The following is a 19514-nucleotide window of genomic DNA, read 5'->3' as shown; positions in this document are numbered from 1 at the left end:
AACGGACCACCATGGCACGCGGACTGACCGAGATCACCGAAACCCAGTGGCGCCAGGCCCTGGAGCAGGCGCTGCTGCCCCGCATCGTCTCCGTGCTGCGACGGAGGGAAGCCGGACACTGCATGCGTGTCGAAGGGCTGCACACCGACCTGGCCGTGAGCCTCACCCGAAGACTGCACACCGCGGTACCCGAGGCCCAGGTCCACGTCCTCGACCCGGGAGCAGTGGACCTCGACGCCGGCGACGTGACCATCACCGGCACCCGGCTCGTGGAACTGCGCAACCCCGATGACACCGGGGCGCTGCGGCCCCCGCTGCTGGTCTTCGTCCCGCCCGGCACCCGGGCCAGCGCGGAGGACTCCTTCTCCACCGCGACCTTCGAGGAACTGCCGCTGAACGACGTGCACGCGGCCCTGCGGCAGACCTTGCTCGGCCAAGTGCCGGAGGCACTGCGCCCGTCCGTCACGGAACTGCTCGGCTCGCAGGCGGCCGGCGGGGCGAAGGGCGCCGACGCCCAGGCCGCCGTGCGGTATCTGCTCACACTCAGGGAGAACCACCACCACCCGGAGGCGGCCGGTGCGGCCGTTCATCTACTCGGACTCATCCCCGACTTCCGGCTCTTCTCCGATCCCGCGCTGGTCGGCCACAAGAGCGAGCGCAACCGCCGTGTCGTCGACGCGCTCAGCGACCACGCCGCCACCCCGCGACAGCGGGTTCTTTCCCTGGGCCTGCCCCGCTCCAGCGCGGAACAGCAGGCCTTCACGAAACGGTTGGTCGCCTTCGCAGGACGCACCTCGTTCGCCGAGCCCCGCCAGTGGTGCCGTTCCATCGCCGTCGAACCGGACAACTGGCCGCTGGCCTTCCACCACTGGCCGGAGGAACAGGACCGCAGGGACCAGCGGATCACCGTCGAAGTCGACGACCTGACTGCCCTGCCGAAAGTCGGGGACAGCGACGAGGATCTGCGCAACCACCCGGTACTGGAGCGCGTCTTCGGCGCCCGCTACCTGCTGCCCGGCGGGCTCACCTCCCTGCCGGTGTCCTTCGCGGTGGACCCCGACGCCCGCACCATCACGGGCCTCGCGCACTTCAAGGTCGAGATCTGCTCGGAATCGGCGGGCGACGGGGACGACGACAGCACGGTGGTGGTCAGTCCCACCGGGCTCAGCGCCACCATCCCGGCGCACCGCCGCACCACCCGGAACGCACACAGGACCCAGGTGAAGCTGAAACGCGGACGCCGGAGCACAGAATGGGAGGAAGGCTGGCACTTCGCCAGGGTCACGCCGCTGGACGACCACGGCGAGCCGCTGCCCGTGACCCGGACCGGTCATGGCCACGGACGGCGGGCGGCGGAGAGCGACCGCTTCTACGTGGTGCCGGACGGAGAATTCGACGAGCCCCCGGTCCCTCGCGTCCAGCACGCCTCGGATGTGGCCCAGGCCCTCAACCGGCTGCGTTTCACCGCGCGGGCCGAGGGACGCGACCCCTGGCGTATCACCTGCCGGGATGTCACCTGGGCGAGCACGGGAGCCAAGACCCGGTCCCTGCGCGCGTCTTTCGGCGCCGGCACGCCCTTCCTCCTCGACCTCCCGAGACGGCTCGCCGAGGCCCAGCAGTCTCTTCTGGCCCGCCCCCACACCCTGACCGGCCCCACGGTGGAGATCGACGCGGCCGACGCAGCACACCTGCGCCCCGACACCCGGCCCACAGCACAACACACCGGTCCCACACCCGCGTACACCACGTACCTGCACGCACGTACCGTCCTGTTCTCGGCCATCACCGGGGAACAGACCGGCGAGGACGCACAGGTGGTGGAAGGAAGGGACCCCCGGGACCTGCGCTCCCTGACCGAGGCCTACGCGGAGGCCTACCTGGACGCGCTGACGGCCTGTCTGCGCGCCCTGGAGGATCCGTACGCGCGCGACACGGACACGCACCGCGGCGAACTCCACCAGCTGTTGAGCACCGACACCCTGCCCGTGACCCTGGCCGCCCCGGACGGCAACCGCTCCGGCGCCGTGCTCGTGGCACCCACCCACCCCCTGCGGATGTTGTGGGGCAGCGGCCACACCGCCCTGGCCGACCACTGGCTCAGTGAAGCGGAACACGACGACAGAGCAGCCGTCTTGGAACGGCTCGAAGCGCTTGAGCGGAAACTGGCGCCTCTGGGCTTCCCCCTCACGGTGCCCCTCGGCACAGGAGAGCTCACCTTCGCCGCCGGACTCCTGACCAACCATTGGCAGGTCTGCCTGCCGAGCGAGGCCGAGAATCCGCGCGGCACCGTCGCCCGGATCGCCACGGCCCTCGGCGCGGACGGTGCTGCTACCAGCAGCGGCGATGTCACCGGCGCGGACCTTGCCGACCGGGTCGAGCGCTATATCCGCCTCCACCCCTACGCCGACTCCCTGATCATCAACGCGGTGGGTGCCGGTCGCGGTGAACTGCTCACGGACATGCTCATCTCCCTCCAGGAGCGCCGCCACCTCGCCCATCTGCGGTACACGGTGCGGCTGTTCACCCCGGCTGCCGACGATCCCTGGGCAGGGGCCGCCCTCACCGACCTCTTCGCACCCCGGGACGGGGCACGAACCACGGCCGCCGAGGCCTTCTCCACGCCGGGCGATCCACTGCGCCCGAAGCTGTCCGTGCTCGTACGGGACCTTGCCGACCTCACCTCCGGCCACGAGGACTTTCCCGCGCACCTCAGCTTCCTGTTCGCCCCGTTCGGCGGAGAGCGGCACGACATCGCCCCCGGCCGCCCCGCCTCCGGCCGGGCAGCCGTGCACGGACTCGTGCAGGAGATGACCAGCCACTACAGCGAGGACGGCGGATCGGCGATCTGGAGCCGCCGCCCCCGGCACGGTGTAACGGACCCGCTGCCCGGTGCGGAGATCACCGGAGACCTGCTCGCCGCACTGCCCGCCACGATGTCGGCCGCCGTGGTCGCGGCCACCGCGGGGGAGCCCAGGCCCGGCATGCTGCCCCAGATCAGCCTCAGCCTCGGTACGGACGACCGGTCACTGCTGCACGACGTGCACCGCATGAGCGACTGGGTGGTCACCGTGGACCGTACGCTCGGTGCCGAGTACTTCGACCACGGGCGCCCGAACCGGGCCGAGTACGTCATCGACTACACGGCCTCCTCGGTGGCGGGCATGAGCAGCCACATCGTGGTCTCCTCACGCTCCGTCGACGAGCTGAGGGCGCTACTGGAACCGGTCCTCGCGGACCGCAGACTGAGTATCGAACAGCGTCATGTCCGCACCTTCTTCGACCAGTTGCGGGAACTGTCGGGCAATCTGGCGTTCAAACTGGCGGCACTGAGCGAGAGCGGACGCACCGAGGTGGTGGGGCTGGCGCTGGCCCGTCTCTACCTGGAGCACCGCAGTGCACTGCGGCACCAGATCCTGGTGCCACTCGACGCACATCCCGAGCTCTACGCGGAACAACAGCGACGCTCGGCCGCGGGCGACACGGAGGTCAGGCTGCACCGTACGGACCTGGCCCTGTTCGATCTGGACGCGGAACGCGCGACCATCACCTGCCGGCTGATCGAGGTCAAGTGCTTCACCGGTGCGGGAGGCCTGGCGTCCCTGGAGTCGACACGGCAGCGGATCCGCACCCAGCTGGACAACACCCGGCGGGTGCTCACCGGACTGTTCGATCCGGCCCTTACCCGCAGCGACCGTCCACTTCAGAACGTCACCCTGCGCACGCTGCTGGGCCACTACCTCGCACGCGCGGACCGGTACGGCCTCTTGTCCGCGAAGTCCCGGGACGAGGCGCGCTGGCTTCTCGACCACCTGGACCACCACTTCACCTGGGAGTTCACTGCCACCGGCCTGGTCTTCGATCTGTCGGCGGGTGGACTGGACATCGAAACCGTGGACGGCATCACCTACCACCGGGTCGGCCGGGAACACGCCCTGCGGATGCTCGACGACATCCGAACGGAGTATCTGCGCGGACCGGAGGAGGAGGCGGAGCGCTCCGAGACGGCCGGGGAGAACGACGACGGAACGGAGCCGGAGCGTACCGGTCTGGTGCCGGGCACGGGCCCTGCGCTGCCCGGAGACGCGGATGCAGCGGCGCTCGCGACGCTCCGGCCGCGGGATCGCGAGCGAATTATGCCGGACGAACCCGGGCCGCTCCCCTTGGACACCGAGGACGACGATCCGGGACATGAGGCGGAGCCGTACGCAGGTGAGACAACGGGCGACGAGCCGGGGCGGGAGGCGCCGACCCCGGCGGAGCCTCAAGAGCCCTCTGCCGAGCCGGAACCGCAGGGCACCGACGGCGAGGATCCGACACCTCGGCCGGACCCGGATGCCAGGACCGTGGACACGGGAGACATCAACGACGGCACTCGGGGACCGGTTGCCGATGTCGTACTCGGAGTGGCCAAGCCCTCTCCCCAGTACGGCCTCATCGGCACCAGTGCAGGCCGCCGGGTCGCCCTGGACCTCTACGAGACCCACACGATGAGTCTGTTCGGCGTCCAGGGAGGCGGCAAGAGCTACACTCTGGGAGCCATCCTCGAAATGGCCTCCAGGCCGGTGCCGGGAATCAACCGGCTCGGCAAGCCGCTGGCGAGCATGGTGTTCCACTACAGCGAGACGTCCGACTACGCCCCCGAATTCACCAGCATGATCCGCCCCAATGACGACGAGGGACAACGGGCTGCCCTGCGGCTGCGTTACGGGGCCGACCCGGTGGGGCTGGAGGACGTGATGATGCTCGTCCCCACGGAGAACCTGGAAGACCGGCGGGAGGAATTCCCGGACCTGGAGGTCCTGCCCCTGACCTTCGCCTCCTCCGAACTCAAGGCGAGTCACTGGCGGTTCCTCATGGGGGCCGTCGGTAATCAGGCCACCTACATCCGGCAGGTCAACCGGATCATCAAGCAGAACCGCAAGGACCTCACCCTGGACGCCGTCCGCCAGGGTATCGAGAACTCCGATCTCGCCGATCACCTCAAGAAACAGGCCAAGGCGCGGCTGGAGCTGGCGGAGGGCTTCATCGACGACACCACTCGGTTGCGTGATCTGGTCCGGCCCGGTCGGCTGATCATCGTCGACGTACGCTCCGACGACATCGAGAAGAGCGATGCGCTCGGTCTGTTCGTCGTGCTGATGCAGCTGTTCGCAGAGGCACAACAGTCGGACGAGACATTCAACAAACTGGTCGTCTTCGACGAGGCGCACAAGTACGCGGACAGCGGAGACCTGGTGGCGGGGCTCGTCTCGAGTGTCCGCGAGATGCGGCACAAAGGGATGTCCGTCATCGTCGCCAGCCAGGACCCGCCGTCTGTTCCGACAGCACTGATCGAGCTGTCCAGTGAAATCGTGCTGCACAAATTCACCTCACCGGCGTGGCTCAAGTACTTGCAGAAGGTGAACACCGCCCTGGGCGGCCTTACTCCGCAGAAGATGGCGGCGCTTCAGCCGGGCGAGGCCTACCTCTGGTCGAGCAAGGCGACGGACGAAGCCTTCACGCAGGGAACCGCCAAGATCCAGTGCCGCCCGCGGGTCACTGAGCACGGAGGCGGTACCAGAACGGCGTTCGACTGACAGGTGGGGAAAAAGCGGGTGGTCCCGGCAAAGCCGCCGGGACCACCCGCGTGGGACGCGCGGAGCCACTCGCTCAGTAGGCGGAGCCGGACGCGCCCAGCGCGCCCGTCGGGTGCCAGACCGTCTTCGTCTCCAGGAACGCCGTCATGCGGTCGGTGCCGGGATCCGTCGACCAGTCGACGCCGTCCACAGGCTGTGGACGAAGGACGCGCTTGAGGTTGTCCGCCGCCGCGATCTCCAGCTCCTTCGCCAGCGTCTCGTCGGCGCCCGCGAGGTCGATCGCGTTGACGTCCTGGTGGGCGGCGAGCGGCGCGGCGAGCTCCGCCGTACGGCCGGAGAGGATGTTGACCACGCCGCCGGGGACGTCGGAGGTGGCCAGGACCTCGCCGAGGGAGAGGGCGGGGAGCGGGGACTTCTCCGACGCCACCACGACCGCCGTGTTGCCCGTCGCGATCACCGGGGCGACGACCGAGACCAGGCCCAGGAGCGACGACTCCTGCGGGGCGAGGACGGCCACCACGCCCGTCGGCTCCGGGGAGGACAGGTTGAAGAAGGGGCCCGCGACCGGGTTGCCGCCGCCCACCACCTGGGCGATCTTGTCGGTCCAGCCGGCGTACCAGACCCAGCGGTCGATCGCCGCGTCCACCTGGAGGCCCGCCTTCGACTTCGACAGGCCCTCGGCGTCGGCGACCTCCGCGACGTACTGGTCGCGGCGGCCCTCCAGCATCTCGGCGACGCGGTAGAGGATCTGGCCGCGGTTGTACGCCGTCGCACCCGACCAGCCGCCGAACGCCTTGCGCGCGGCGACCACCGCGTCACGGGCGTCCTTGCGGGAGGAGAGCGGGGCGTTCGCCAGCCACTTGCCCTTCGAGTCCGACACCTCGTACACCCGGCCGCTCTCGGAACGCGGGAACTTCCCGCCGACGTACAGCTTGTAGGTCTTCAGCACATTGAGTCGCTCAGACATCGAGGTACGCCTCCAGGCCGTGGCGGCCGCCCTCGCGGCCGAAGCCCGACTCCTTGTAGCCGCCGAACGGCGACGTCGGGTCGAACTTGTTGAACGTGTTGGACCAGATCACACCGGCACGGAGCTTGTTCGCGACCGCCAGGATGCGCGAGCCCTTCTCCGTCCAGATGCCCGCGGAGAGGCCGTAGGGCGTGTTGTTCGCCTTGGCGACCGCCTCGTCCGGCGTACGGAAGGTGAGGACGGACAGGACGGGGCCGAAGATCTCGTCGCGGGCCACCGTGTGCGCCTGGGTGACGTTCGTGAAGAGCGTCGGGGCGAACCAGTAACCGGACGACGGCAGTTCGCAGGCCGGGGACCAGCGCTCGGCGCCCTCCGCCTCGCCCTGGTCGGCCAGCGCGGTGATCCGGGCCAGCTGCTCGGCGGAGTTGATCGCGCCGATGTCGGTGTTCTTGTCCAGCGGGTCGCCCAGGCGGAGGGTGGTGAGCCTGCGCTTGAGGGAGTCCAGGAGCTCGTCGTGGATCGACTCCTGCACCAGGAGGCGGCTGCCCGCGCAGCAGACCTGGCCCTGGTTGAAGAAGATGCCGTTGACGATGCCCTCTACGGCCTGGTCGATCGGGGCGTCGTCGAAGACGATGTTGGCGCCCTTGCCGCCCAGTTCGAGGGTCAGCTTCTTGCGGGTGCCCGCGACCGTACGCGCGATCTGCTTGCCGACGGCCGTGGAGCCCGTGAAGGCGACCTTGTTCACGTCGGGGTGGGCGACCAGCGCGGCGCCCGCGCGGCCGTTACCGGTGACGATGTTGACGACGCCCCTGGGCAGGCCCGCCTGACGGCAGATGTCCGCGAAGAAGAGGGCGGAGAGAGGGGTCGTCTCGGCGGGCTTGAGGACGACCGTGTTGCCGGTCGCCAGCGCCGGGGCGATCTTCCACGCCAGCATCAGGAGGGGGAAGTTCCACGGGATGACCTGGCCGGCCACGCCCAGCGGCTTCGGGTTCGCTCCGTAGCCGGCGTGGTCGAGCTTGTCGGCCCAGCCCGCGTAGTAGAAGAAGTGCGCGGCGACCAGGGGGAGGTCCGCGTCGCGGGTCTCCCTGATCGGCTTGCCGTTGTCGAGGGTTTCCAGGACGGCCAGCTCGCGGCTGCGCTCCTGGATGATGCGGGCGATGCGGAAGAGGTACTTCGCGCGCTCGGAGCCGGGGAGCGCCGACCACTTCTCGAACGCCTTGCGGGCGGCCTTCACCGCGCGGTCGACGTCCGCCTCACCGGCCTCGGCGACCTCGGAGAGGACCTCCTCGCTGGACGGGGAGACGGTCTTGAAGACCTTGCCGTCGGCGGCCTCCGTGAACTCGCCGTCGATGAACAGGCCGTAGGACGCGGCGATGTCGACGACGGCGCGGGACTCGGGCGCCGGGGCGTACTCGAAAGCGGATGCGGATGCGGATGCGGATGCCATGGTGATCAGTCCACCGTCACGTAGTCGGGGCCGCTGTAACGGCCCGTGGCCAGCTTCTGACGCTGCATCAGCAGGTCGTTCAGGAGCGAGGAGGCGCCGAAGCGGAACCAGTGGTTGTCCAGCCAGTCCCCGCCCGCGGTCTCGTTGACCAGGACGAGGAACTTGATCGCGTCCTTGGTGGTACGGATACCGCCGGCCGGCTTCACGCCGACCTGGACGCCGGTCTGCGCGCGGAAGTCGCGGACCGCCTCCAGCATCAGGAGGGTGTTGGACGGGGTCGCGTTGACCGCGACCTTGCCGGTGGACGTCTTGATGAAGTCGGCGCCCGCCAGCATGCCGAGCCAGCTCGCGCGGCGGATGTTGTCGTACGTCGACAGCTCGCCGGTCTCGAAGATGACCTTCAGGCGGGCACTCGTCCCGCAGGCCTCCTTCACGGCGGCGATCTCGTCGTACACCTTCATGTAGTTCCCCGCGAGGAAGGCCCCGCGGTCGATGACCATGTCGACCTCGTCCGCACCCGCCGTCACGGCCTCGCGCACGTCGGCCAGCTTGACCGCGAGCGAGGCACGGCCCGCCGGGAACGCGGTGGCGACCGAGGCGACCTTGACGCCCGAGCCGGCGACGGCCTCCTTGGCGGTGGGCACCATGTCGGGATAGACGCAGACGGCCGCCGTGGCGGGGGTCGCGCGGTCGGTCGGGTCGGGGCGGACCGCCTTCGCGCCGAGCGCCCGGACCTTGCCCGGGGTGTCCGCGCCTTCCAGCGTCGTCAGGTCGACCATCGAGATGGCGAGGTCGATGGCGTACGCCTTCGCGGTGGTCTTGATGGAACGGGTGCCGAGCGAGGCGGCGCGCGCCTCCAGGCCGACCGTGTCGACGCCGGGCAGCCCGTGGAGGAAGCGGCGCAGCGTGCTGTCGGACGCGGTGACGTCGGCGAGTCCGTGTGCGGGAACAGCGGATGCAGTGGTGGGCATGGTCACCAGGCGAGCATATCTACGCGCGTAGCGGCTGTACAGTCCCGTGCGCTCGTTCCGTGGACCGGCACCGCCGATGAGCGCCGCCGGGGCCGTCGGGCACAATCGGCACCATGACGACCCCGGAGTCCCAGTCACCACCGCCGCAGCCGCCGGTACCCGTGTCGAAGGACCGGATCTACCGCTCGCCCGCGGGCCTCGCCGGCGGAGTCCTGCTGCTCGCCCTCGCCCTGTGGCTCGGCATCGACGCCCTGGTCGCGGGCGAGGGGCGCACGCCCTGGATGGCCCTCGCGGCGCTGCTCTTCCTCGTGCCGCTCATCGCCGCCTACACCGTGCGGCCCGCCGTCTTCGCGGGCGACGACAGGCTGCGCGTGCGCAATCCCTTCCGGGTGATCGTGCTGCCCTGGGGGCAGGTCGCCTCCTTCCGGTCCGGTTACTCCAACGAGGTCTTCACCGAGTCGGGCGACAAGTACCAGCTGTGGGCCATCCCGGTCTCGCTGCGCGCCCGCAAGAAGGCCGCGCGACGGGAGGACCGGCGGGCCGCCGGAGGCGGCCAGAGGCGCGGGAGTGTGCTCGGCGGTTACGGCCAGTCCGGTGCGCGGGGCGGTGGTGCCGGGTCCGCCGCCATAGAGGCGGACGGGCCGGTGCGGGCGGAGACCGACAAGGTCATGGACGAGCTGCGCGAGATGCACGAGGCGCGGAAGCCGGCCGAGACCTCGCAGGGCGAGGTGACGGTGCGCTGGGCCTACGAGGTCGTCGCGCCGGCGGCGGCCGGGGCGGTGCTGCTCGCGGTGCTGCTGGGGACGGGCTGACGGCTCGGGGAGCGGGTCCGGGGCCGGGAGCGGGTCGGGCCCGGGGCCGGGTTCGGGGCCGGCACCGGGTTCGCCTCGAAGGACCGGTGCGCGGTGTTTCCTACGGTGCGCTGGGCCAGACCAGGAGCATGTACGCGCCGCAGTACGCCGAGCCCAGTACCGCCGCCGTCAGGGTCAGCGCGCGGTTGCGGCGCGAGGCGCGGGACAGGTGCAGCGCCAGCGGCAGGAGCAGCGGGAAGGCCGGGAGCAGGAAGCGGGCGCGCGGGAAGTAGACGCCGCCGCTGCCCAGGACGACCGCCAGCATCACGCCCGTGAAGACCAGCAGCGCGGCCGGCTGGCGGTCCCACACCGACAGGCCGAACAGCACCACCGACGCGATGAGCGTGGCAGTCACCAGCACCAGGAACAGCTGCGGCGTCGGATCACGCCACAGCAGCCACCGCACCTGGTGGAGCGTCCGCAGGCCGCCGTCCAGCTCGTTGTGCCAGAGCCGTTGTACGGCGAAGTAGCCGTCCCAGCGGCCCAGACGCAGGCCCACCCAGGCCAGGTACGCGCACCAGCCGAGCGGAGCGAGGACCGCGGCCGCCAGGACGCGCCGCCGCGGCCCGCGGTGGCGGACGAGACGCAGCACCGCCACCGCGCTGACCGCCGCCGCCACCGCGATGCCGGTCGGGCGGGTCAGGCCCGCCAGTACGGCGAAGCCCGCCGCCCACAGCCAGCGGCCCGTGAGCACCGCGTACAGCGACCACGCCGCGCACGCAGTGAACAGCGACTCCGTGTAACCCATCCACTGCACCACGCCGACCGGGAACGCCGCCCAGAGCGTGGTGAGGAGCACGCCCGCGCGGCGGCCGTGCAGGTGGTCGCCCACCGCGAAGACGCCCCACGCCGCGACGAGGGAGGCGACGACCGCGACGCCGAGGCCCGTGGAGGCGCGCGTGCCCGGGGTGAGGACCGCCACCGCCTTCACCAGGACCGGGTAGAGCGGGAAGAAGGCGAGGTTGTTGGCGTTGTGGGCGGTGCCGAGTTCGTGGGCGTAGCCGTGGTCGGCGATGGCGAGGTACCAGTCGGAGTCCCACTGCGCGGCGAGGTTCACCCAGAGGTCCTGGTGCCGGCGGGGGGCCCAGACGGCGAGCACCAGCAGCCCCGTGAGACGTACGGCGAGATAGGCGGCGAGGGCGGGGGCGGCGCGGCGTGCGGCGCGCAGGAGACGTCGGGCGTGGTCGGTGGAGCGGGCGTGGCTCCGCGGTGGTGGGGCGGTGGTGGCGGGAGGCCGGGGGCGCCGGGTGCCGGGGATGTGTCCCTTGAGGGCTGTCCTGAGGGCGGTCTCGGGGGCGGTCGGGGACACGGCGGCGGCTCCCTGGTGGCTCGGTGGTCACGTACCGGCGGCACGTGTGCCGGCGGTGCGTCTGCCGGCGGCACGTGTGCCGGCGGTGCGCTTTGCGGTCCACCGTTGCTCCGGGGGCGGCCCTGGGAGGGGAGGGCAGTCAACGGGCAGGGGTAAATCACCCGATGGGGTGCCTCCGGGTGGGGGCGCCCCATCGGGTTCGGGTGATCGGGCTCGTCCGGTCGGACTCACCGGTCGGTGCCGCGCGTCGTCAGGCGCCCGGGATGCCCGCAGCCGCCGACAGGTCGCGCTTGAGCGCCGACAGCAGGTCCGTCGCCTTGGCCCGGGCCCCGGGGAGGTCGGCGTGCGCCGCGACCGGCACGACCACCTCCAGGTAGCACTTCAGCTTGGGCTCCGTACCGCTCGGGCGGACGATCACCCGGGCGCCGTCGAGGGTGTAGCGCAGGCCGTCCGTGGGCGGAAGCGCGTCCGTGCCCCGGGTGAGGTCCTCGGCCTTCGTGACGGGCAGGCCGGCGAGGTCCGTGGGGGGCTGCTCGCGCAGGCGCCGCATCGCGGCGGCGATGAGGGAGAGGTCCTCGACGCGGACCGAGAGCTGGTCGGTGGCGTGCAGACCGTGCTCGACGGCGATGTCGTCGAGGAGGTCGAGGAGGGTGCGACCGCCCGCGGCGGAGCCGCTGCCGGAGGTGGACGCCTTGAGGGTGGAGGCCAGTTCCGTCATCAGGAGGGCCGCGGTGATGCCGTCCTTGTCGCGGACGCCCTCGGGGTCGACGCAGTAGCCGAGGGCCTCCTCGTAGCCGTAGCGCAGGCCCTCGACGCGGGCGATCCACTTGAAGCCGGTCAGGGTCTCCTCGTAGGGGAGGCCCGCCTTCTCGGCGATGCGGCCGAGGAGGGAGGAGGAGACGATCGACTCCGCGAAGGTGCCGCGCGCTCCACGGCCGACCAGATGGGCGGCGAGGAGGGCGCCGACCTCGTCGCCGCGGAGCATGCGCCAGTCGGTGCCGTCCTTGACGGCGACGGCGAGGCGGTCCGCGTCCGGGTCGTTGGCGATGATCAGGTCGGGGTCGGTCTCACGGGCCTTCGCGAAGGCGAGGTCCATCGCTCCGGGCTCTTCCGGGTTGGGGAAGGCGACGGTGGGGAAGTCCGGGTCGGGGTCGGCCTGCTCGGCCACGAGGACGGGCTCCGGGAAGCCGGCGCGGGCGAAGGCCGCGAGGAGGGTGTCCTTGCCGACGCCGTGCATCGCGGTGTAGACGGTGCGGGCGGTGCGGGGCGAGCCCTCGGAGAGGACGGCGTCCGTGCGGGCGAGGTAGGCGCCGAGGACGGAGTCGTCCAGGGTCTGCCAGCCGGTCTCGGGGCGGGGGACGTCGTTCAGCGAGCGTACGGCGTCGATCTCCGCGGCGATCTCGGCGTCCGCGGGGGGCACGATCTGGGAGCCGTCGCCGAGGTACACCTTGTAGCCGTTGTCGCGGGGCGGGTTGTGGCTGGCGGTGACCTCCACGCCGGCGACCGCGCCGAGGTGCCGTATGGCGAAGGCGAGTACGGGGGTGGGCAGGGGGCGGGGCAGGACGGCCGCCCTGAGACCGGCGCCGGTCATCACCGCGGCGGTGTCCCGGGCGAAGTCCTCGGACTTGTGGCGGGCGTCGTAGCCGATGACGACCAGGCCGGCGTCTCCGTCCCCCTGGGCGGCGCCCTGCTTCTTCAGGTACGCGGCGAGGCCGGCGGCGGCCCGGATGACGACGGCGCGGTTCATGCGCATCGGACCGGCGCCGAGTTCGCCCCGCAGGCCCGCGGTGCCGAACTGGAGGGTGCCGGAGAAACGCGCGGTGAGCTCGGCGTGGTCCTCGGCGTCGATGAGCTCGGCGAGTTCCGCGCGGGTGTCCGCGTCGGGGTCCTCGGCCAGCCATGCCCTGGCCCGTGCGAGGAGGTCGTCGTGCACGTCGGTCAGCCTCTCGTGTGTGGGTCGCGTGTGATGCGGGTGGGGGAACGGGTGCGGGGCGCCGTGAGCAGGGTGCGGTGCGCGGGGTGCGGTGCGCGGCGCGGGGGCGCCTGCGGCGGCCTGGGCGGGTTCGCGCGTGGCGCACGCCGCCGGCCGTATCGCCCCGGCGCCGACCGCGCGACCGCGGGCCGGCTGCGACCCGGCCCGCGCCCGCGCGCGCCGGATTACAGCCGGCCCAGCACCTGCGTGAGCAGCGACCCCATCCGCGCGGCGGAGTCGCGGCCGGCCTGCAGGACCTCCTCGTGGTTGAGGGGCTCGCCCGTCATGCCCGCCGCGAGGTTGGTCACCAGCGAGATGCCCAGCACCTCCGCGCCGGCCTCGCGGGCGGCGATCGCCTCCAGGACGGTCGACATGCCCACCAGGTCGGCCCCGATGACGCGGGCCATGCGGATCTCGGCCGGCGTCTCGTAGTGCGGGCCGGGGAACTGGGCGTAGACGCCCTCCTCCAGCGTGGGGTCGACCTCCTTGCAGAGGGCGCGCAGGCGGGGGGAGTAGAGGTCCGTCAGGTCGACGAAGTTCGCGCCGACGATCGGGGAGGTGGCGGTGAGGTTGATGTGGTCCCCGATCAGGACCGGCTGGCCGGGGCGCATGCCCTCGCGCAGGCCACCGCAGCCGTTGGTCAGGATGATCGTCTTGGCGCCGGCGGCGACGGCCGTGCGGACGCCGTGGGCGACGGCGGCCACCCCGTGACCCTCGTAATAGTGGGTGCGGCCCAGGAAGACCAGCGCGCGCTTGTCACCGATGGAGTACGAGCGGACCTTGCCACCGTGTCCCTCCACCGCCGGCTTCGGGAAGCCGGGGAGCTCGGTGACCTGGAGATCGGCCTCGGGGTCGCCCAGGGCGTCCACGGCCGGTGCCCAGCCGGAGCCCATCACGAGGGCGACGTCGTGGGTCTCGGCGCCGGTGAGTTCGCGCAGGCGGGCCGCGGCGGCGTCGGCGGCGGCGTAGGGGTCGCCCTGGATGTCGTCCGGAAGAAGAGATGCGTTCACGCCGAAGAGGGTAGCCGGTTTACGCCTACGCGCGTAGATGACAGAGCTCACGGGTTTGCGATCGTTGTCCTGTCGTTTCCGACAAAGGATCGACAAGGGACCGTCCGGGGGCCGACCAGGGACCGTCCGGGGGCCGACCAGGGACCGTCCGGGAACCGACCCGGGACTGGCCGGCGGCTCACGAGGAGCAGGGCCACGCTCAGCGGGGCCACCGCTCAGCAGGGGCGCTTGCGGAGTTCCATGACGTAGTCGTGCGGCGCGCCGGCGGACTCCGCGGCGTCCGCGACCTCGCCCAGGTAGCGGGCGGAGGGCAGGCCGCCCTCGTAGCCGTTCAGGACGTACGTCCAGGCTCCCTCTTCGCCCTCCAGGGTGTGGACCCGTACGCGGGTACGGCGGTATATGTCCAGCCCCACGCCCTCCCAGCGGTCCATCGAGTCCTCGTCCATCGGAGCGATGTCGTAGAGGGCCACGAAGACCTGGGAGATCGGATCCTCGACGAGGGTCGCGAGCGCGCCCTCCCAGCCCATGTGCTCGCCCCCGAAGGTCAGCCGCCACCCGTTCAGCCAGCCGGTGGCGCGCAGCGGCGAGTGCGGGGCGCGGCGGGTCATCAACCGCGCGTCGAGGTTGCCGGCATAAGCGGCGTAGAGCGACATGGGGGAGAGGGTACGGCAGGGGCCCCGGAGTCGCTCTTGTAACAGACGTGCCCCCGGGCGGCCCCGCATTGAAGGGTGCGGGACAATGGAGTACGTGACTCGGATCGTGATCATTGGCGGCGGACCCGGCGGATACGAAGCGGCGCTCGTGGCCGCACAGCTCGGCGCGGAGGTGACCGTCGTCGACTGCGACGGTCTGGGCGGGGCGTCGGTGCTGACCGACTGCGTGCCGTCCAAGACCCTCATCGCCACGGCCGAGGTGATGACCACCTTCGACTCGTCGTACGAAGAGCTGGGGATCATCGTCGCCGACGACACCCCGCCCATGGAGCAGGCCGCCCGGGTGGTCGGCGTGGACCTGGGCAAGGTCAACCGGCGTGTGAAGCGGCTCGCGCTGGCGCAGTCGCACGACATCACCGCCTCCGTGACGCGCGCCGGTGCGCGCGTGATGCGCGGGCGTGGACGGCTGGAGGGCATGCAGGCCCTCGACGGGTCGCGCAAGGTCGTGGTGCGCGCCGCCGACGGGAGTGAGGAGACGCTCACCGCGGACGCGGTGCTCATCGCGACCGGTGGGCATCCGCGTGAGCTGCCCGACGCCCTGCCCGACGGCGAGCGGATCCTGAACTGGACCCAGGTGTACGACCTCGACGAGCTGCCCGAGGAGCTCATCGTCATCGGGTCCGGTGTGACCGGTGCCGAGTTCGCCGGTGCCTACCAGGCCCTCGGGTCGCGGGTCACGCTCGTGTCGTCGCGTGACCGTGTGCTGCCCGGCGAGGACCCGGACGCCGCCGCCGTGCTGGAGGACGTGTTCCGGCGGCGCGGTATGAACGTCATGTCGCGGTCGCGGGCCCAGTCCGCCAAGCGGGTCGGGGACCGGGTGGAGGTGACGCTCGCGGACGGGCGGGTCATCACCGGGTCGCACTGTCTGGTGGCCGTGGGCGCCATCCCCAACACCGAGGGGATGGGGCTGGAGGAGGCCGGGGTCAAGCTCAAGGACTCCGGGCACATCCGCACCGACCGCGTGTCGCGGACCTCGGCCCCCGGTGTGTACGCCGCCGGTGACGTGACGGGCATCTTCGCGCTCGCCTCGGTCGCCGCCATGCAGGGGCGTATCGCCATGTACCACTTCCTGGGCGACGCCGTGACCCCGCTCAACCTGAAGACCGTCTCGTCCAACGTCTTCACCGACCCCGAGATCGCCACGGTCGGGTACTCGCAGGCCGACGTCGACGCCGGCAAGATCGACGCCCGTGTCGTCAAGCTGCCGCTGCTGCGCAACCCCCGGGCCAAGATGCAGGGCATCCGGGACGGCTTCGTCAAGATCTTCTGCCGGCCGGGCACCGAGATCGTGGTGGGCGGTGTCGTGGTCGCGCCGCGCGCCTCGGAACTCATCCACCCCATCTCCATCGCGGTCGACAACAACCTGACGGTCGAGCAGATCGCGAACGCCTTCACCGTGTACCCCTCCCTCTCGGGGTCGATCGCGGAGGTGGCACGGCAGCTGCACACACGGAAGGCCGGCGGAGAGGGCTAGTCAGTCCCCCGGCCGTGACCCCGCCGGGACCCCGCGGGACCGGCGGGCCCCCGGCGGCCGGAATCGACTCCCCGCCGGTCACGGGGAGTTGCGGAGCGTGCGGGCGGCATAGGCGTCCGGGGTAGGCGCGTATACCACTTCAGGCCTGGTCATGCGAACAACTTCTGTTATTCGGCGCATACTGCTGAAAGCAGACGGTCGTTGGGGTTACTGTCAGTTTCGTGTTCGCTGCAGAACGTCGCCAATTGATCCTCGAAATGGTGCGAGCGAACGGGGCCGTGTCGCTCCGTGAGCTCGCCCGCGTCGTCCAGACCTCCGAAGTGACCGTACGGCGGGACGTGCGCGCACTGGAGGCAGAAGGACTCCTCGACCGCCGGCACGGCGGTGCGGTACTGCCGGGCGGGTTCACGCGAGAGTCCGGCTTTCCGCAGAAGTCCCATCTCGCGACCGCCGAGAAGACGGCCATCGCCGACCTCGCCGCGGGCTTCGTCGAAGAGGGCGAGGCCATCGTGGTGGGTGCCGGTACCACCACGCAGGAGCTGGCCCGCCGGCTCGCGCGGGTGCCCGGCCTGACCGTCGTCACCAACTCGCTGCTGGTGGCCCAGGCCCTCGCCCATGCCAACCGGGTCGAGGTCGTGATGACCGGTGGCACGCTCCGGGGCTCCAACTACGCCCTCGTCGGCTCGGGTGCCGAGCAGTCCCTGCAAGGGCTGCGGGTGTCCAAGGCCTTCCTGTCCGGGAGCGGGTTGACGGCGGAGCGGGGGCTGTCCACGTCCAACATGCTGTCGGCGTCCGTCGACCGCGCGCTGGTACAGGCCGCCGCCGAGGTCGTCGTTCTCGCCGACCACTCCAAGCTGGGCACGGACACCATGTTCCAGACCGTGCCCACGGACGTCATCACCCGCCTGGTCACGGATGAGCCGGCCACCCACGACGACCGTGCCGCCACCGAGCTCCAGGCCCTGGCCGACCAGGGCGTGCAGATCGCCGTCACCGGGGCGTCGGGGGGTGCGACGACCGGATCGGGAGGTTCTTCCGGGGCCTCGGGGGCCTCGGGGGCCTCGGGTGCCTCCGGCGGTGATGCCGTCCCGGCGCGTCAGCAGCGCCGGGACGTGCCGCTTCCGGGGCCACGCCGACAGGTTCCGGGTGCGGCGGCCGGCCTGCGCTCGGCGTCGGCCCTGGGTGAGCAGAACGCCGGGGCGGAGCGGGCGCGCGTCGCGGACATGCGCCGACGCTGAGCCGCCACACGGTCCGTCGCGCCCCCGGCACCAACAGCGGGGCGCCCGGCGGACCACAGTGGTCCACCGGGCGCCCCGGCCGTGGCGTACGGTCGCTCAGTCCTTGATCTCGCAGATCACCGCACCCGACGTGACGGACGCGCCGACCTCGGCGCCCAGGCCCTTGACGGTGCCTGCCTTGTGGGCGTTGAGGGGCTGTTCCATCTTCATGGCCTCCAGGACGACGATCAGGTCGCCCTCCTGGACCTCCTGGCCCTCCTCCACCGCGATCTTCACGATGGTGCCCTGCATCGGGGAGGCGAGGGTGTCGCCGGAGGCCGCGGGGCCGGACTTCTTCGCCGCGCGCCGCTTGGTCTTGGCGCCGGCCGCCAGGCCGGTGCGGGCCAGGGACATGCCCAGCGAGGAGGGGAGGGAGACCTCCAGGCGCTTGCCGCCGACCTCGACGACGACAGTCTCCCGCCCGGACTCCTCGTCCGCCTCGGTGTCGGCGGGCGCGGTGAAGGGCTTGATCTCGTTGACGAACTCCGTCTCGATCCAGCGGGTGTGGACCGTGAAGGGGTCGGCGGAGCCGGTCAGCTCCGGGGCGAACGCCGGGTCCTGGACCACCGCGCGGTGGAACGGGATCGCCGTGGCCATGCCCTCCACCTGGAACTCCTCCAGGGCGCGGGAGGCACGCTGGAGGGCCTCGGCGCGGGTGCGGCCGGTCACGATCAGCTTCGCCAGGAGCGAGTCCCACGCCGGGCCGATCACGCTGCCGGACTCCACGCCCGCGTCCAGGCGGACACCCGGGCCGGTCGGGGGAGCGAAGGTGGTGACGGTGCCGGGCGCGGGAAGGAAGCCCCGGCCGGGGTCCTCGCCGTTGATGCGGAACTCGAAGGAGTGGCCGCGCAGCACGGGGTCGCCGTAGCCGAGTTCCTCGCCGTCGGCGATGCGGAACATCTCGCGGACCAGGTCGATCCCGGCGACCTCCTCGGTGACCGGGTGCTCGACCTGGAGGCGGGTGTTGACCTCCAGGAAGGAGATCGTGCCGTCCGTGCCGACGAGGAACTCCACGGTGCCGGCGCCGACGTAGCCGGCCTCCTTCAGGATCGCCTTCGAGGCGGAGTACAGCTCGTCGACCTGAGCCTGGGACAGGAAGGGGGCCGGAGCCTCCTCCACCAGCTTCTGGTGGCGGCGCTGGAGCGAGCAGTCACGGGTGGAGACGACGACCACGTTGCCGTGCCGGTCGGCCAGGCACTGGGTCTCCACATGGCGGGGCTTGTCGAGGTAGCGCTCGACGAAGCACTCCCCGCGCCCGAAGGCGGCCACCGCCTCACGGACGGCGGAGTCGTACAGCTCGGGCACCTCTTCGAGGGTGCGGGCGACCTTGAGGCCGCGTCCGCCGCCGCCGAAGGCCGCCTTGATCGCGATGGGCAGGCCGTGCTCCTTCGCGAACGCCACGACCTCGTCCGCACCCGAGACCGGGTCCGGCGTGCCCGCGACCAGCGGAGCGCCTGCGCGCTGGGCGATGTGCCTCGCCGCGACCTTGTCACCCAGGTCGCGGATGGCCTGCGGGGGCGGGCCGATCCAGATCAGATCCGCGTCCAGGACCGCCTGCGCGAACTCGGCGTTCTCGGAGAGGAATCCGTAGCCTGGATGGATGGCGTCCGCGCCCGACTCCCGCGCGGCCTTCAGGACCTTGGCGATGTCCAGGTAGCTGGCGGCTGGGGTGTCACCACCCAGGGCGAACGCCTCATCAGCGGCGCGGACATGCAGAGCGTCCCGGTCAGGGTCCGCGTAGACGGCCACGCTCGCGATCCCGGCGTCCCGGCAGGCCCGGGCCACGCGGACAGCGATTTCGCCACGATTGGCGATGAGCACCTTGCGCACGATTGAGGCTCCCTCCTTGAAACAAGCCGAGTTTAGGGACTGCCGACACGGCACTTCGACCCGTCCCCGATGGTGACCTTGCCCACACAGAGTGTGATTCGAGGCTCGCCCGACCCG

General features: G+C 71.4%; 12 protein-coding genes. 4 read left to right on the top strand and 8 right to left on the bottom strand.

Features of this window, described 5'->3' with window-relative positions:
- Positions 1-11: 11 nt before the first annotated feature.
- Positions 12-5576, top strand: a complete 5565-nt coding sequence (gene mads8, locus QC283_RS05290; protein ID WP_279560163.1) for a methylation-associated defense system ATP-binding protein MAD8 — start codon at positions 12-14, stop codon at positions 5574-5576.
- A gap of 73 nt (positions 5577-5649) precedes the next feature.
- On the opposite strand, the gene QC283_RS05285 is transcribed toward mads8, so the two are convergent.
- The 3 genes from QC283_RS05285 to deoC are packed head-to-tail and all read right to left on the bottom strand — an operon-like array spanning position 5650 to position 8961.
- Positions 5650-6543: an aldehyde dehydrogenase family protein gene (locus QC283_RS05285; RefSeq protein WP_279560162.1), complete on the bottom strand. Its 894-nt coding sequence runs from the start codon at positions 6541-6543 to the stop codon at positions 5650-5652.
- Complete coding sequence (locus tag QC283_RS05280) at positions 6536-7990, bottom strand: aldehyde dehydrogenase family protein (protein ID WP_279560161.1); 1455 nt, start codon at positions 7988-7990, stop codon at positions 6536-6538. Before QC283_RS05280 ends, QC283_RS05285 begins: the two co-directional genes overlap by 8 nt.
- 5 nt (positions 7991-7995) lie before the next feature.
- Positions 7996-8961 carry a deoxyribose-phosphate aldolase gene (gene deoC, locus QC283_RS05275; protein WP_279560160.1) on the bottom strand — a complete coding sequence of 322 codons (966 nt, stop codon included), beginning with the start codon at positions 8959-8961 and terminating at the stop codon, positions 7996-7998.
- Between the two features lie 113 nt (positions 8962-9074).
- Here deoC and QC283_RS05270 point away from each other — a divergent pair, with 113 nt between their 5' ends.
- Positions 9075-9773: a PH domain-containing protein gene (locus tag QC283_RS05270; protein ID WP_279560159.1), complete on the top strand. Its 699-nt coding sequence runs from the start codon at positions 9075-9077 to the stop codon at positions 9771-9773.
- 100 nt (positions 9774-9873) lie between these two features.
- On the opposite strand, the gene QC283_RS05265 is transcribed toward QC283_RS05270, so the two are convergent.
- The 4 genes from QC283_RS05265 to QC283_RS05250 form a co-directional block, all read right to left on the bottom strand.
- The gene (locus QC283_RS05265) at positions 9874-11121 is read right to left on the bottom strand and encodes a hypothetical protein (RefSeq protein ID WP_279560158.1); all 1248 of its coding nucleotides are present in this window, start codon (positions 11119-11121) and stop codon (positions 9874-9876) included.
- A gap of 250 nt (positions 11122-11371) precedes the next feature.
- Complete coding sequence (locus QC283_RS05260; protein ID WP_279560157.1) at positions 11372-13054, bottom strand: phospho-sugar mutase; 1683 nt, start codon at positions 13052-13054, stop codon at positions 11372-11374.
- Positions 13055-13278: 224 nt separating this feature from the next.
- The gene (locus QC283_RS05255; RefSeq protein ID WP_279560156.1) at positions 13279-14103 is read right to left on the bottom strand and encodes a purine-nucleoside phosphorylase; all 825 of its coding nucleotides are present in this window, start codon (positions 14101-14103) and stop codon (positions 13279-13281) included.
- A 215-nt stretch (positions 14104-14318) separates the two neighbouring features.
- On the bottom strand, positions 14319-14756 hold the full coding sequence (locus tag QC283_RS05250; RefSeq protein WP_279560155.1) for a gamma-glutamylcyclotransferase: 438 nt from the start codon (positions 14754-14756) through the stop codon (positions 14319-14321).
- Positions 14757-14841: 85 nt separating this feature from the next.
- Between QC283_RS05250 and QC283_RS05245 the strand changes: the two genes are divergently transcribed.
- Both QC283_RS05245 and QC283_RS05240 read left to right on the top strand, forming a co-directional pair.
- The gene (locus QC283_RS05245) at positions 14842-16290 is read left to right on the top strand and encodes an NAD(P)H-quinone dehydrogenase (protein WP_279560154.1); all 1449 of its coding nucleotides are present in this window, start codon (positions 14842-14844) and stop codon (positions 16288-16290) included.
- Positions 16291-16511: 221 nt separating this feature from the next.
- A complete protein-coding gene (locus tag QC283_RS05240; RefSeq protein ID WP_279560153.1) occupies positions 16512-17528 on the top strand; it encodes a DeoR/GlpR family DNA-binding transcription regulator in 1017 nt (338 codons plus the stop codon).
- A 96-nt stretch (positions 17529-17624) separates the two neighbouring features.
- On the opposite strand, the gene QC283_RS05235 is transcribed toward QC283_RS05240, so the two are convergent.
- Complete coding sequence (locus QC283_RS05235) at positions 17625-19397, bottom strand: acetyl/propionyl/methylcrotonyl-CoA carboxylase subunit alpha (RefSeq protein ID WP_279560152.1); 1773 nt, start codon at positions 19395-19397, stop codon at positions 17625-17627.
- Between the last annotated feature and the right edge of the window lie 117 nt (positions 19398-19514).

The sequence above is a fragment of the Streptomyces sp. DH41 genome (assembly GCF_029813785.1).
Classification (GTDB): Bacteria; Actinomycetota; Actinomycetes; order Streptomycetales; family Streptomycetaceae; genus Streptomyces.
This window is presented reverse-complemented; position numbering and strand designations above follow the sequence as displayed.